13 protein-coding genes are annotated in these 15389 nt (G+C 64.4%); 10 read left to right on the top strand and 3 right to left on the bottom strand.

The window, feature by feature from the left end; all coding sequences use genetic code 11:
- The first annotated feature begins 13 nt into the window (after positions 1-13).
- The 10 genes from DEM27_RS25035 to DEM27_RS24990 all read left to right on the top strand — a co-directional run bounded on the left by DEM27_RS25035 (position 14) and on the right by DEM27_RS24990 (position 10315).
- The gene (locus tag DEM27_RS25035) at positions 14-901 is read left to right on the top strand and encodes a glucosamine kinase nucleotide-binding domain-containing protein (protein ID WP_109460977.1); all 888 of its coding nucleotides are present in this window, start codon (positions 14-16) and stop codon (positions 899-901) included.
- Positions 898-1662 (top strand): GntR family transcriptional regulator, encoded by a 765-nt coding sequence (locus DEM27_RS25030; RefSeq protein ID WP_109460976.1) that lies wholly within the window; start codon positions 898-900, stop codon positions 1660-1662. Before DEM27_RS25035 ends, DEM27_RS25030 begins: the two co-directional genes overlap by 4 nt.
- Positions 1663-1685: 23 nt before the next feature.
- On the top strand, positions 1686-2708 hold the full coding sequence (locus tag DEM27_RS25025) for an SIS domain-containing protein (RefSeq protein WP_109461075.1): 1023 nt from the start codon (positions 1686-1688) through the stop codon (positions 2706-2708).
- Complete coding sequence (gene nagA, locus DEM27_RS25020; protein WP_109460975.1) at positions 2705-3865, top strand: N-acetylglucosamine-6-phosphate deacetylase; 1161 nt, start codon at positions 2705-2707, stop codon at positions 3863-3865. Before DEM27_RS25025 ends, nagA begins: the two co-directional genes overlap by 4 nt.
- 206 nt (positions 3866-4071) lie before the next feature.
- Positions 4072-5088, top strand: a complete 1017-nt coding sequence (locus DEM27_RS25015) for a P1 family peptidase (RefSeq protein ID WP_109460974.1) — start codon at positions 4072-4074, stop codon at positions 5086-5088.
- Between the two features lie 102 nt (positions 5089-5190).
- Positions 5191-6702 carry an ABC transporter substrate-binding protein gene (locus DEM27_RS25010; RefSeq protein ID WP_109460973.1) on the top strand — a complete coding sequence of 504 codons (1512 nt, stop codon included), beginning with the start codon at positions 5191-5193 and terminating at the stop codon, positions 6700-6702.
- A gap of 37 nt (positions 6703-6739) precedes the next feature.
- Positions 6740-7696, top strand: coding sequence for an ABC transporter permease (locus tag DEM27_RS25005; RefSeq protein WP_109460972.1), 957 nt, complete (start codon positions 6740-6742; stop codon positions 7694-7696).
- The gene (locus tag DEM27_RS25000; protein ID WP_109460971.1) at positions 7693-8553 is read left to right on the top strand and encodes an ABC transporter permease; all 861 of its coding nucleotides are present in this window, start codon (positions 7693-7695) and stop codon (positions 8551-8553) included. Before DEM27_RS25005 ends, DEM27_RS25000 begins: the two co-directional genes overlap by 4 nt.
- The gene (locus DEM27_RS24995) at positions 8550-9533 is read left to right on the top strand and encodes an ABC transporter ATP-binding protein (RefSeq protein WP_109460970.1); all 984 of its coding nucleotides are present in this window, start codon (positions 8550-8552) and stop codon (positions 9531-9533) included. The genes DEM27_RS25000 and DEM27_RS24995 overlap by 4 nt, the downstream gene beginning before the upstream one ends.
- Entirely contained in the window at positions 9530-10315 is a 786-nt protein-coding gene (locus DEM27_RS24990) for an ATP-binding cassette domain-containing protein (protein ID WP_109460969.1), read from the top strand. Before DEM27_RS24995 ends, DEM27_RS24990 begins: the two co-directional genes overlap by 4 nt.
- A gap of 59 nt (positions 10316-10374) precedes the next feature.
- Here DEM27_RS24990 and DEM27_RS24985 read toward each other — a convergent pair whose 3' ends face one another.
- From DEM27_RS24985 to DEM27_RS24975, 3 genes are all read right to left on the bottom strand, one after another.
- Positions 10375-10614, bottom strand: a complete 240-nt coding sequence (locus DEM27_RS24985; RefSeq protein ID WP_109460968.1) for a hypothetical protein — start codon at positions 10612-10614, stop codon at positions 10375-10377.
- A gap of 132 nt (positions 10615-10746) precedes the next feature.
- Positions 10747-12150 (bottom strand): efflux transporter outer membrane subunit, encoded by a 1404-nt coding sequence (locus DEM27_RS24980; protein ID WP_109460967.1) that lies wholly within the window; start codon positions 12148-12150, stop codon positions 10747-10749.
- 140 nt (positions 12151-12290) lie between these two features.
- Positions 12291-15389: an efflux RND transporter permease subunit gene (locus DEM27_RS24975; RefSeq protein WP_109460966.1), complete on the bottom strand. Its 3099-nt coding sequence runs from the start codon at positions 15387-15389 to the stop codon at positions 12291-12293.

The raw sequence follows: 15389 nt of genomic DNA, 5'->3' as shown, positions 1-15389 counted from the left end.
GCGGAGGTAGGTCATGCCGGATTTTATCGTGGGTATAGATGGTGGAGGCACCAGTTGCCGGGCGGCTGTGGCTGCCCGCGACGGCTTTATCCTCGGACGCGGCAAGAGCGGCGCCGCCAATATCCTCACCGATCCGGATACGGCGCTCGCCAATATCCTTGCCGCCACCCAAGGCGCCTTCCGTGAGGCCGGTATCGACGAGCGTCATATTGTCTCGGCGGCCGCGCTGGTCGGCGTTGCCGGCCACAATGTCGGCGAGGCGGTGCATTATGTCCGCGCCCGCCTTCCCTTCGCCCGCGCTGCCATCGAATCCGACGGACTGATCGCCTTGCAGGGCGCGCTCGGAGACCGGGATGGCGCAGTTGGTATTCTCGGAACGGGAACGCTCTACATCATCCGCCAGGCCGAAGCCGTGCGGTATCTTGGCGGCTGGGGTTTTGCCGTCGGCGATCTCGGCAGCGGCGCCCGTCTCGGGCATGCGGCATTGCAGGAATGCCTGTTGGCCCATGACGGCATCCATGAAAAAACCGCGCTGACACGCGCGCTGCTGGACGAATTCGGCAACGATCCGGGGCGGATCGTCGAGTTCGCCCGCGCCGCCCATCCCGGAGACTTCGGCCGTTATGCCCCGACGGTCTTCGATCACGCCGAACGGCACGATGCCACGGCGCTGTCGATCATTCGCGCCGCCGCAGCCACGATCGACGAGGCCCTCGATACGGTTGCGAGACTGACCGGGCCGGATGACGGTCTCTGTCTCCTCGGCGGCCTGGCGAAACTCTACATTCCTTATATTGCCGAGCGCCACGCCTCGCGTGTCGGCCAACCGCTCGCCGATGCCCTGACCGGCGCTGTCGCACTTGCCGCCGCCCGTTTCGCCGCAGCAGAGGTAACGTCATGAGCCAGGCGCTGACTGCCCTCCTGCCGCTCGACGGTTTCCCCGGGGCAGGCACCGGGCCGCTTTACCTCAAGCTGCGCCAGACGCTGGAAGACGCCATCCGCACCGGCCGCCTCGGCCACGGCGACGCATTGCCGGCGGAACGCGACCTTGCCGACTACGCCAGCGTCAGCCGCGTCACCGTACGCAAGGCCGTCGACGATCTGGTGAAAGACGGCCTGCTGCTGCGCCGCCACGGCTCTGGCACCTTCGTCGTCAAGCCCGTTTCGCGTGTGCAGCAGCCCCTGTCGCAGCTGACCTCGTTTACCGAAGACATGGCGCGGCGCGGTTTCGTCACCCGGTCGGAGTGGCTGGAGCGCGACCTGTTTACGCCCTCGCCGGACGAGATCATGATGCTCGGCCTGGGGGCCGTTGCCTCCGTCGCCCGGCTCGGCCGCCTGCGGCTTGCCAACGACATGCCGATGGCAATCGAGCGGGCGAGCCTGCCGCCGGATATCCTTCCCGATCCGCAGGCCGTCAGCGGCTCGCTGTATGCCGAACTGGAAAAGAGCGGCGTGCGGCCGGTGCGGGCCATGCAGCGGATTTCGGCCTGCAACCTCCAGAACGCCGATGCGGCGCTGCTTGCCATGCCGGTGGGTGCTGCCGGCCTGTCGATCGAACGTATTTCCTATTTGAAATCGGGCCGCGTGGTGGAGGTCACCCGCTCTCTCTATCGGGGAGACGCCTATGATTTCGTCGCCGAGATGACCCTCGCCGATTCATGATCAACTGAATGAAAGGCATGACGATGCAAACCCATATGAGCCGCGAGATCGGTGAAATCCCCCAGGCCGTCGCCCGCCTGCTCGACAACTCGGCGCCGGTGCTGGCCGCGGCCGGCCGGGCGCTGCGCGAAAAGGATCCGGCCTTCCTGATCACCATCGCCCGCGGCTCTTCCGACCACGCCGCCCACTTCATCAAATACGCGGTGGAACTGCAGGCCGGCCGGCCCGTCGCCTCGCTCGGCCCGTCGCTCGCCTCCATCTACAAGACCAACCTGAAGCTGGCGGGCGGGGCGGCGATCGCCATTTCGCAATCCGGCAAGAGCCCCGACATCGTCTCCATGGCGCAGGCGGCCACCGATGCCGGCGCCGTCACCATCGCGCTTACCAACACCCTGCCCTCGCCGATGGCATCGGCCTGCTTGCATGCGCTGGATATCTGCGCCGGGCCGGAACTCGCCGTCGCCGCGACAAAATCCTACGTCAACTCCGTCGTCGCCGGTCTTGCCGTTCTGGCCGAATGGACCAATGACGATGAGCTGCGCCGCGCCGTCGCCGAACTGCCGGGCCACCTGCAGCGCGCCGTCGAACTCGAATGGGACGAACTCGCTTTGGCGCTGGCCGGAGCGGAATCGCTTTACATGCTGGGCCGCGGCCCGGCGCTCGCCATTGCCGGCGAAGCGGCGCTGAAATTCAAGGAAACGTCGGAAGTGCATGCCGAGGCCTATTCGGCTGCGGAAGTGCTGCACGGCCCCGTCGCGCTGGTCAGCTCCAACTTCCCCGTCATCACCTTTGCGGCCCGCGATGCCGCCGAAGGCTCGGTCACCGATATCGCCGACAGCCTTGCCGACAAGGGCGGCCTGGTTTTCGCGACATCGGACAAAGTCAAGAAGGCCCGGCCGTTGCCCTTCGTCGCCACCGGCCATCCGCTGACCGACGCTCTGGCGCTGATCCTGCCGTTCTATGGTTTCGTCGAGGCCTGGTCGCGTTCGCGCGGCTTCAACCCGGATGCCCCCGCAGCGCTGAAGAAAGTGACCGAAACCCGATGAGCAGGACGGCAATCACCGGCGCGCGCATCTTCGACGGCCAAAACTGGCACGAAGACAAGGCGCTCGTCTTTTCCAACGGCCTCATCGAGTCGCTGGCTGTAGCAACCGACCTTCCCGCAGATGCGGAGCGTGTCGATGCCGTAGGCAGCCTTCTCGTCCCCGGCTTCATCGACCTGCAGGTCAATGGCGGCGGCGGCGTCATGCTGAACAGCGAACCGACGGTGGACGGCATCCGGCAGATCTGCGCCGCGCACGCCAGGTTCGGCACCACGGCACTGCTGCCGACGCTGATCACCGATACGCCTGAGATCACGGCCGCGACCATCGCCGCCGGCAGGCAGGCCAGGGAGATGCATGTTCCGGGTTTCCTCGGCCTGCATCTCGAAGGCCCGCACCTTTCCCTCGCCCGCAAGGGTGCGCACGATCCGGCCCTGATCCGGCCGATGACCGATACCGATCTCGACCGCCTTCTCGCCTGCAAGGGCAGCTTCGAGGCGCTGCTGATCACCGTCGCGGCGGAAAACGTCACCATCGCCCAGGTGGAAAAGCTGGCTGCGGCCGGCTTCATCGTCAGCCTCGGCCACACGGATACCACCTACGACACCGCCGTCTCCTACGCGGCGGCCGGTGCCCGCATGGTGACACATCTGTTCAACGCCATGAGCCCGCTCGGCCACCGCCAGCCGGGCGTCGTCGGCGCGGCGCTGGAAACCGCATCGCTGTTCGCCGGCCTGATCGCCGACGGCTTCCATGTCGATCCAGCCTCGATCGGTATCGCGCTGCGGGGCAAGAAGGGACCGGGAAAGATCTTCCTGGTCACCGACGCCATGTCGACCATCGGCACGGAGCTGAAGAGTTTTACGCTCAACGGCCGGGAAATTTTGCGCGAGGGCGGACGGCTGACGCTGGCGGACGGGACATTGGCCGGCGCCGATATCGACATGCTGTCGTCGATGCGCTTCATCCACGAAAAGCTTGGACTGTCGCTGGACGAGGCCTTGCGCATGGCAAGCCTCTATCCGGCCGAAGCCGTCGGCCTGCAGGATCGCTACGGCAGCCTGAAAGCCGGGCAGCATGCCAGCTTCGTTGTCCTGACGCCCGATCTCGACATGCAGAGCACCTGGATCGGCGGCGATTGCGTCTATCGGCAGGCGTGACGCAAGAAAGACGTGAATGGAGAGCCGGAAAGGCTTTCCATCGGCGCTCGATATCGCAATGATCCTCCCGATCGAAGGCCGGTATGGGGCCTGCAGCATTTCGCGCAAAAATGCCTGGCGGTTTTGCGGTCATGACATGCTGCAAAACATAGCGTGAGCGGCGAATCCGAAGGATCGCCACAGGCCTTGGAGCGGGAGACAGCATCTTGAGCGCATTGCATAATCTTATCACCGATGTCGAGGGTGTCTCCGTCGGCCATGCCACCGACCTGACGCTCGGTTCCGGCGTCACGGCCATCGTCTTCGACAGGCCGGCCACCGCGTCCGGCAGCGTGCTCGGCGGGGCACCCGGCGGCCGCGATACCGATCTTCTCGACCCGGCCATGACCGTCAGCGAGGTCGATGCCTTCGTGCTGTCCGGCGGCTCGGCCTTCGGCCTCGATGCGGCCGGCGGCGTGCAGGCCGGGCTGCGCGAAGCGGGCCGCGGTTTTCCGGTCGGCAATGTCCGCGTGCCCATCGTGCCGCAGGCGATCGTCATGGACCTGCTCAACGGCGGCAACAAGGATTGGGGCCTGCACTCCCCCTATCGCGACCTCGGTTATGCCGCCTTCACCGCGGCCCGTACCGGCGATTTTGCCCTCGGCACCGTCGGCGCCGGCACAGGCGCCACCACGGCAACGCTCAAGGGCGGCCTGGGCTCGGCCAGCGTCCGCACCGGGAGCGGCCATGTCGTCGCCGCGCTTGCGGTCGTCAACGCGCTCGGCTCGGCGACGATCGGCACCGGTGCTCAGTTCTGGGCAGCCCCCTTCGAGCGCGACAATGAATTCGGCGGCCTCGGCATGCCGCAGCGATTCGATCCGGCCGACACGGCGATGCAGATCAAGGGGGCCTCGACGACGGCCACAACCATCGCCGTCGTGGTGACGGATGCGGTGCTGACCAAGGCACAGGTCCACCGCCTGTCGATCACCGCCCATGACGGCCTTGCCCGGGCGATCCTGCCGGCCCACCTGCCGCTCGACGGCGACACGGTGTTTTCCGCGGCGACCGGCCGGCGCCCCATCGACGGCATGGCGGATTTCCTTGCCTTGTGCCACGCGGCAACAGCCGTGATGGCGTGCGCCATCGCCCGCGGCGTTTTCACCGCCAGCGCCCTGCCCCACGCCGGCAGCCAGCCCGCCTGGCGCGACCGGTTCGGCGCGCAACACCCCTTCGACTTCTGACGTGGGGACAAAGCGGCCGGCGTTGCATTCGCCGTTGTCTCTTCCGCCTTGAAATGACAGTATTTCCCCGAAGATACGTCGATGAGCAGATGGACAGGTTGAATGGCACGTTTTGTTCGGTCGATCTCGGAAGTTCTGGTTTCCGCCACCGCCATCCTTTGCTTGCTGCTGACGACGATGGCCGCAGCCGCGCCGCGCACCGATCTTGCCATCGGCATGACCATCGAGCCCGCCGGGCTCGACCCGACGATCGCGGCACCCGTCGCCATCGGCCAGGTCACCTGGCAGAACATTTTCGAGGGCCTCGTGACCATCGATCGGGACGGCAAGATCAAGCCGCAGCTCGCCTCGTCCTGGGAAATCTCCCCCGATGGGCTGACCTACCGCTTCTCGTTGCGCAGCGGCGTCACCTTCCATGACGGCGAGGCCTTCACCGCCAGCGTCGCCAAGGCATCGATCGATCGCGCCCGCGCCGCCGATTCGGTCAATCCGCAGAAACGGTTCTTCGCTTCGGTCGATACCGTCGAAGCGGAAGACCCGCAAACGCTGGTGATCCGCCTGAAGCAGCCGGCCGGCAGCCTGCTCTACTGGCTCGCCTGGCCGTCTTCGGTGATCGTCGGCGAAAAAAGTGCTGCGAACAACAAGACGACGCCGGTCGGCACCGGCCCGTTCGTCTTCGTTCGCTGGGCCAAGGGAGACCGGGTCGAGCTGAAGCGCAATCCCGGCTATTGGAACAGGGAAATTTCGGTCAAGCTCGAAACCGTCACCTTCCGTTTCATCGGCGATCCGCAGGCGCAATCCGCCGCACTGGTTTCCGGCGATGTCGATGCGTTTCCGGAATTCGGCGCCCCCGAACTGATGAGTTCCTTCGATGGCGACGAACGGCTGATGACAGTCGTCGGAGATACGGAACTCAAGGTGGTGGCGGGCATGAACAACAGCCGCAAGCCTTTCGACGACAAGCGGGTGCGCCAAGCGCTGATGATGGCGCTCGATCGCACGACGATCATCGAAGGGGCATGGTCGGGTTTCGGAACGCCGATCGGCAGCCATTACACGCCGAACGACCGTGCCTATGTCGATCTCACCGGCGTCTATCCCTATGATCCGGAGAAGGCCAGAGCACTGCTGGCCGAGGCGGGTTACCCCAACGGCTTCAGCTTCACGATCAAGGCGCCGCAAATGTCCTATGCGGCACGTACGGCGGAAGTCATGCAGGCGCTGCTGGCGGAGGTTGGCGTGACGATGATCATCGAGCCGACCGAATTTCCGGCCAAATGGGTCCAGGACGTCTTCACCGGCCGCGACTACGACATGACCATCGTCGCCCATGCCGAACCGATGGACATCGATATCTATTCCCGCGACCCCTATTATTTCAACTATCGCAATCCGGCTTTCGACACGGCGATCCGCCAGGTGGAGCAGACGCCGGATGCCGCGGGGCAGGACAAGTTCTATCAGGAGGCCCAGAAAATCCTCGCCGACGACGTGCCGGCGCTGTTCCTGTTCGTCATGCCGAAGCTCGGCGTCTGGGACAAGCGGCTGAAAGGCCTGTGGGAGGACGAACCCATTCCTTCCAACGTGCTTGCGGAGGTCTATTGGACGGAATGAGCGGCACGCGGTACGGCAAGACCCATGGCGGGCCGGCATGATCATCCTGATGATACGCCGGCTGGTCGGGCTGCTGCTGACGCTTCTTGCCGTCTCGGCGCTGATATTCCTGGTAATGGCGCTGCTGCCGGGCGATCCGGCGGCAATCATGCTCGGCACCTCGGCCAGCGCCGACACATTGGCCGCTCTGCGGCAACAACTTGGCCTCGATCAACCGCTGCTGCTACGGTATCTGCAGTGGCTCGGCGGCGTGCTGCAAGGCGATCTCGGCCGATCGCATACCTATGGCGTGCCCGTCGCCGGATTGATAACCGAAAGGCTGGCCGTAACCCTGCCGCTTGCGGCAATGGCGATTCTGCTGTCCGTGCTCATCGCCGTGCCGCTCGGCGTGACCGCCGCGGCGAAGCGCAACGGCCTGGTCGACCTTGCCGCCACGCTGTTTGCCCAGGCCGGCATTGCCGTACCGGCATTCTGGATGGGGCTGCTTTTGATCCTCCTGTTTTCCATGCAGCTCGGCTGGACGCCGGCCGGTGGTTTTCCCGGCTGGCATGCCGGCTTTTTTGCGGCCTTGCACGCTTTGCTCCTGCCGGCGCTGGCGCTGGCGCTGCCGCAAGCAAGCGTGCTCACCCGCGTCACCCGAACGGCAGTGCTGGATGTCCTCGACGAAGATTTCTTGCGGGCGGCACGGGCGAAGGGACTTTCGCGCCGCGCCGCGCTGTGGCGGCATGCCGTTCCGAATGCGATGGTGCCGGTAGTGACCATGCTCGGGCTGCAATTCACCTTCCTGGTCGCCGGCGCAGTGCTGATCGAAAACGTCTTCAACCTGCCGGGCCTCGGGCGGCTCGCCTATCAGGCGTTGTCACAACGGGATATCATCGTGATGCAGGACGTCGTGCTGTTCTTCGCCGCCCTGGTCATCGTGGTGAATTTCTCGGTGGATCTCTCCTATCTCTGGCTCGATCCGCGCTTGCGTAGCGGAAAGGCGTTTTCATGAGCGGCGCCGGCCCGGCCACGAGGGGGACCACAGGCTTTCGGCTGCGGCGCCATGGCCCGCTGGCAACCGGGCTGACGCTCATCCTGCTTCTGGCCGGCGTCGCCCTTGTCTCGCTCGTCTGGACGCCCTTCCCGCCGTCGAAGATGCAGATCATGCAAAAACTCAAGCCTCCCTTCGAGGTCGGGCTGCTCGGCACGGACCAGTATGGCCGCGATGTTCTGTCGATGCTGATGGCCGGGGCATGGAATTCCCTGTCGATCGCTTTGTTCGCCGTCGCCCTCGGCGCCGGCATCGGCGTGGTCATCGGGCTTGCCGTCGCCGCATGGCGGGGAGTTCTGGAAACCGTCACCATGCGCGGCTGCGACGTGATCTTCGCCGTGCCGCCGATTCTCTCGGCGATGATGCTCGGCGCCTTCATCGGGCCGGGCCGCTGGACGGCCATTTTTGCGATCGCCACCTTCATGGTGCCGGTGTTTACGCGTATCACCGTCGGCGCGGCGCGGCAGATCTGGACGCGCGACTTCATCCTCGCCGCCCGGGCTGCCGGCAAGGGACCCCTGCTGATATCGTGGCAGCATGTGTTGCCCAACATCGTCGGGCCGATTATCGTGCAGGTGACGATCCAGCTGGGGCTGGCGATCCTGACGGAGGCCGGCCTCAGCTTCCTCGGCCTCGGCTTGCCGCCGCCGGCTCCCAGCTGGGGGCGGATGCTGGCGGAATCGCAGACCTTTTTGCGCGCTGCCCCCTGGCTCGCCGTCCTGCCTGGCCTTGCCGTTGCCCTCTCCGTGCTCGGCTTCAACCTGATCGGTGATGGACTGCGCGACCGTCTCGACCCAAGGCAAAGGGGGCGTGCTTGACATCCGCTCCCCTGCTGCGCGTCGACGATCTTGCGGTGTCGCTGCGGCTTGCCGATGGCCGGCTGCTGCCGATCCTCAGCGATATTTCCTTTACCATCGGGCGTGGCGAGACGCTCGGCATCGTCGGCGAATCGGGGTCGGGAAAGACGATATTGTCGCTTGCCGTCATCGGCCTGCTGCCGGAAAGCGCGGCGGTGTCCGGAAGCATCCTTTTCGACGGCAAGCCGTTGACCGGCCTCGACGACAAAAGCCTCTGTCGCATCCGCGGCAGCCGCATCGGCCTGATCTTCCAGGAGCCGACGGCGGCCCTCAATCCGGCGATGACGATTGCCGACCAGATTGCCGAAGGCATCGTCCTGCACCGGGGCACTGGCTGGCGCGATGCGCGCCGGCAGGCCATCGAACTGCTCGACAGGATGAGGATCGACCAGGCCGTCCGGCGGGCGGACGATTATCCGCATGAGCTGTCCGGCGGGCAGCGCCAGCGTGTCGGCATCGCCATCGCCCTGGCGCTCGAACCGGAACTGCTGATCGCCGACGAACCGACAACGGCGCTCGATGCCACGGTGCAGCAGGAGGTGCTTGGCATCCTGACGGAGTTCGTCCGCGAGAAAGGCGTGGCGCTGATGCTGGTCAGCCACAATCTCGGCGTCGTCGCCCACATGGCAAGCCGGATGCTGGTGCTGTATGCCGGAACGAGGATGGAGGCAGGCGAGACTGCCGATGTCCTTGGCGATCCCCACAATCCTTACACGCGCGGCCTGCTGGCCGCGCTGCCCGGCCGGACGGGAAGAGGCCGCCGCATGGCGAGCATTCCCGGCACCGTGCCGTCCCTTGCCCACCTGCCGCCCGGTTGCCGTTTTGCCGGACGCTGTGCGGATGAGATCCCCCAATGTTCGCAGGACGAGCCGGCCTGGCGGGCCTTCGGCGCCGCGAGGGGCGTGCGCTGTCTGCGCGCCCTCACGACGGAGAGCGTATGATGGCCCTTCTCGACATCCGCGGCATCACCCGCGTCTATGGCGGCCGAGCGCCCTTCGGCCTCGACCCACCCTTCACGGCGCTCGACAATGTCTCGTTTTCCGTTTCGGCCGGCAGCATTCACGGGCTGGTCGGAGAAAGCGGCTCGGGCAAATCGACGTTGGCGCGGATCGTCATGGCGCTCGACCGTCCGACATCCGGCGATATCCTCCTCGAAGGCCGGTCGTTGTTCTCCCTGCCCGCCAGGGTCTTGAAACGCCGCCGCCGCGATTTCCAGATGGTGTTCCAGGACCCGCTGGCGTCCCTCGATCCGCGTTACACGGTGGCACGGATCGTCGCCGAGCCGTTGCATGTGCTGGAACAGAAACCGCGCAGCGACGAGATCCGGCAAAAGGTCGTCGATAGTCTCGCCCAGGTCGGCCTTTCGGCCGATGCCGTCGATCGCTTTCCGCACGAATTTTCCGGCGGTCAGCGGCAACGCATCGCTTTTGCCCGGGCGCTGATCACCCGGCCAAAACTGGTGGTCGCCGACGAGCCCGTCTCGGCGCTCGACCTGTCGGTGCAGGCGCAGGTTCTCAACCTCATCATGGATATGCGTGAAAAGTTCGGCACGGCGTTTCTCTTCATCAGCCACGACCTGGCCGTCGTCGAAGCGATTGCCGATCAGGTGACTGTCATGCGCCACGGACGCATCGTCGAAACGGGCACCGTGGAAGACGTGTTCGAGCGTCCGCGGCAGGCCTATACGCGTGAGCTTCTCGCCGCCCGGCTGCCACTCAAATAAAAAGGCCGGCGCAGAAGCAGCACCGACCCTGATTTCACAGGTATTCGATCCGGAAACTCCTACAGCGTCGCGGCACCCGTCTTGGTGGTGTCTTCTCCAAGTCGCCCCAAGGCCTTTTCAACCAGGCGCAGGTCGCTCTGCCAGCCGTCGTCGTCGACCATCGGGCTTTCGGTGGCGGCGCGCTGCAGGGCACGGGCTTCTTCTTCCAGCTTCTGGAGTTTGGCGATCTTCTTTTCCTTCGGCAGGGCCGGATCGTCCAGGATATCGCTGATCTTCAGCTCGATCGTCGTCACGGTCATCGCATTTCCTTTCCGGATTGCTGTCTTCTGCAATCCAAAACGCCTGCAGAAAGACTTCGGTTCCGAAGCGGCGTACGAAAAAGGCGCGGATCGCTCCGCGCCTTGCAGGATCGACAACGGATGGCTGCGCGATCAGTTCGTCTTGGCTTCCGGTGCATAACCGCCGCCGATGGCGACGTTGAGCGAGACATAATCCTTGGCCATCTGCTGCACTGCCTGGGCCAAGCGCGCCTGGGCATCGGAGACCGACCGCTGCGCGTCGAGAACATCGAGCAGCGAGGACGCGCCGTCCTTATAGCTCGCCGTCGAGAGCTGCAGGGCTTCTTCGTAGGACTTCACTTCGGCGCGGAGCGCCTCGACCGTACGCGCATCGCGGGACACCGCAGCAAGCGCGTTTTCGACCTCCTCGACTGCCTGCAATACGGCCGCCTTCCAGGCGAGATACTGGTTGCGGGCATTCGATTCGGTGATATCGACATTGGCGCGCAACCGACCGCCGTCGAAGACCGGCAGGTTCAGGCTCGGACCGAACGACCAGCTCGTCAACGCGCCCTTGACCGACTTGGACCCGATGTAGGACGGAGAAATCGAACCGCCGAGCGTGATCGTCGGGTACAGCTGTGCCTCGGCGACGCCGATATCGGCGACGGCCGCTGCCAGTTCGCGTTCCGCGCGGCGGATATCCGGACGGTTGCGGATCAGATCCGCAGGGACACCGGCGCGTGGCCGGAAGCGGGCCACCGGCTGGCGTGCGGGCTTCTGCATATCGCTGATGAGCGTCGAGGCGGGAAGGCCGAGCAGTGTGGCGATGTGATGGACCGAAACGCGGAACTGCGTTTCGAGGCCCGGAATGTCGGAAAGCGTCGAGTTGACGAGGCCTTCGGCCTGCACGACGTCGAGCCGCGAAGCGGCGCCTGCTTCCAGCTGGAAGCGGGTCAGCGCCAGCGTTTCCTGGCGAGACTTCAGGTTCTTGCGGGCAAGCTCGATCCGTTCCTGATAATAACGCGCGTCGATATAGGTCGCGACGAGATCGGACAACAGCGCCAGCCGTGCGACGTCCACATTGGCGTAAGCCGCATCGAGCGATGCCTGCGCGCTTTCCTTCGAACGCTTGACCTGACCGAAGAAATCCAGAAGCCAGGAAAGCGAAAGCCCGCCAGAGGTCGTCGAACGCACGTCCTTCTGATTGCGCAATTTGCCGCCCTGACCGCTGACCTCCTCGGAAGCGCCCGCGTTGAGGCTCGGCAGACCGCTGGACGCCGCCACCGTGACGCTGGCCGACGCAGCGTTGATCCGCTCGATCGCCTGCAGAACCGTGAGATTTTGCGCCAGGCCGCTATCGACAAGGCCGCTCAGCCGGCGGTCGTTGAAGGCAGACCACCAGGCGGCCATAGAAACGTCGCCATTCGATTGTTTGCTGCCTTCGGCAAATTTACCGGGCAGAGCAATTTCGGGCGGCGTGTGGTTGGGGCCCACGACGCAACCCGAAAGCAAAAGCGCGATGGTGAAGGGAGCGGCGACACGAAGGGATATCATCATATTATCCTACACACTTTATAGTTCGTCTGTTTAAAACCCGTCATGGATTTTCGGCTGCCGCCCTCTTCGCGGGCTCCGGAATCACCCGGTATTCCCAAGGTCAACTTACCATCCGGCTTTCGGCCGTACAGAAGAAATTAACTTTTTGCACGACTGAATACGCGTCGAACGACAACGAAAAATGACGGTACGAAAAAGATCCCGAGCACGGTGGCAGACAGCATGCCGCCGAGAACGCCGATACCGATGGCGTTCTGCGCGGCCGAACCGGCCCCCTTGGCGATTGCCAGCGGCACGACACCGAGGATGAATGCCAGCGAGGTCATCACGATCGGCCGCAGGCGCAGCTTCGCCGCCTCCATCGTCGCATCGATGATGCCCATGCCCGCCGCCTGCCGGTCCTTGGCGAATTCCACGATCAGGATGGCGTTTTTCGCCGCGAGACCAATGGTCGTCAGAAGCCCGACCTTGAAGTAGACGTCATTCGACTGGCCGAAAAGCAGCGCGGCGGCAAGCGCACCGAGCACGCCGATCGGCACGGCCATGATCACCGAGAACGGAATCGACCAGCTTTCGTAAAGTGCGGCAAGGCACAGGAATACGACCAGAACCGACAGCGCGTACAGCATCGGCGCCTGCGAGCCGGACAAGCGTTCCTGATAGGAGATGCCCTGCCAGGCCACCGTGTATCCGCCGCCCATCTGCGCCGTCAGGCGCTCGACCTCGTCCATGGCATCACCCGAGCTGACGCCGGGCGCCGCGCTGCCATCCAGCGAAATGGCGCTGGTGCCGTTGAAACGGGCGAGCGACGGCGGACCATTCACCCATTCGATCGAACTGAAGGCCGAGAACGGCACCATTTCGCCCTGGTTGTTGCGGGCATACCAGTTGTTCAGGTCATCCGGCTGCATGCGGAACGGCGCATCGCCCTGAACATAGACCGGCTTCAACTCGTTGTTGAGCGTGAAATCGTTGACGTCGCGGCCGGCGAAGATCGTCGACAGCATGGCATTGACGCTGGCAAGCTCCACGCCCATGGCGCCGAGCTTTTCCTGATCCAGGAGGATCTTCATCTGCGTTTCGGCGTCACGGCTGTTGGAGCGCAGCGCGACGATCTTGCCGCTGGCATTGCCCTGCTGGATCAGCGCCTTCGACGCTGCCGTCAGCGCATCGTTGCCGCGCTTGCCGCCATCGACCAGATAGGTGGAGAAGCCGCTCGACGTGCCGAGGCCGGGAATGGCCGGCGGTGCCAGCGGGAAGACCTGCGCGTCGCGCAGCGTGAAGAAGTAGCCCATGGCACGACCGACGATCGCCTGCGCCGACTGGTCGGGATGGCTTCGAAGATCGAAATCCTTGAGCTTGGTGAAGACGATGGCGTTGTTCTGGCCGGTGCCGCTGAAGGAGAAGCCGAGAACACCGAACACCGCGTCGATATTGTCCTTTTCCTTCTCCAGGAAATAATCCTCGACCTTCTTGAGCACCGCTTCGGTGCGCTGGGTCGTCGAACCCGTCGGCGTCTGGATGATCGTCAGAAGCACGCCCTGGTCTTCCTGCGGCAGGAACGAACTCGGCAGCTTGGTGAACAGGTAGGCGCAGCCGCCGACGACGATCAGGAAGGTGAGCATGACGCTGATCGGCCAGCGCAGCAGCACGCCGATGGTGCCGACATAACCGTTCGTCGTCGCATCGAAGCCGCGGTTGAACCAGGCGCCGGGGCCACGCTTCTTCTTGTGGTGGTCGATCGGTTTCAGCATCGTGGCGCAGAGCGCCGGCGTCAGCACGATGGCGACGACGGCCGAAAGCAGCATGGCCGAAACGATCGTGACGGAAAACTGACGGTAGATGATGCCCGTCGAGCCGCCGAAGAACGCCATGGGGATGAACACGGCGGTCAGCACCAGCGCGATGCCGATGATGGCGCCGGTAATTTCGCCCATCGACTTTTCCGTCGCCTCCAAGGGCGACAATCCCTCGTCGCTCATGATGCGTTCGACGTTTTCGACGACGACGATGGCATCGTCGACCAGCAGGCCGATGGCGAGAACCATGGCGAACATGGTCAATGTGTTGATCGAATATCCGGTGACCGCCAGAATTCCGAACGTTCCCAAGAGGACGACCGGCACGGCGATCATCGGAATGATGGTTGCCCGGAGGTTCTGCAGGAAGATCAAAAGCACGACGAAAACGAGCACGATCGCTTCGATCAGCGTGTGCACCACCTTTTCGATCGACAGCTTGACGAACGGCGTCGTGTCGTACGGATACTGGATTTCGACACCGTCCGGCAGGCTCGGCGCGATCGCAGCCAGGGCGTCCTTGACGCGGGCTGCCGTATCGAGGGCGTTGGCGCCCGTCGCCAGGTTCACGGCAAAGCCGGTGGCCGGCAGGCGGTTGGCGCGGGTGCCGCCGCCATAACTTTCCTGACCGATCTCGATGCGGGCGACGTCGCTGAGACGCACGGTCGCGCCGTCCTTCTCGACCTTGAGGATGATCGATTCGAACTCGCCCACCGTGTTCAACTGGCTCTGGGCGGTGATCGTGATGTTGATCTGCTGGCCTTCCTGGAGCGGCTGGGCACCGAGCGCACCGACGGACACCTGGGTGTTCTGCGCCTGGATGGCAGCGGTGACGTCCGCCGGCGTCAGCTGGTACTTCTGCAGCTTGAACGGATCGAGCCAGATGCGCATCGCATAACCGGACCCGAAGATATTGACGCTGCCGACGCCTTCGAGACGCTTGATCTGGTCCTCGATCTGGGTGGACACCAAGTCGCCGAGATCCACCGAGGCGCGCTTGCTGTCGGTCGAGACCAGGGCGCCGACCATCAGGATACTGGACGTCGAGCGGGAGACGGTGATACCCGCCTGTTGCACGACGTCAGGCAATTGCGACTGCACCAGTTGCAGCTTGTTCTGCACCTGAACCTGGGCGATGTCTGGATCGGCCGTATTGCCGAACGTCAGTGTGACTTCGGCGCGGCCCGTCGTCGACGACGAGGTCATGTAGGTCAGGTCGTCAAGGCCCGTCATGCCGTCTTCGATGAGCGTCGTCACCGATTTTTCGACGGTTTCGGCGCTGGCGCCGTTGTAGGCAGCGGTGATGCGCACCGTCGTCGGTGCGATTTCGGGATATTGCGATATCGAAAGCGTGACGATCGCCAGGGCGCCGCCCAGCATGATCACGATCGCGATGACCCAGGCAAAGATCGGGCGTCGAATGAAATAATGAGCCAT

It is taken from the genome of Rhizobium album (genome assembly GCF_003122325.1).
GTDB lineage: Bacteria > Pseudomonadota > Alphaproteobacteria > Rhizobiales > Rhizobiaceae > Metarhizobium > Metarhizobium album.
The sequence above is the reverse complement of the archived record's forward strand: the minus strand, read 5'-3'. Positions and strand labels throughout refer to the sequence as shown.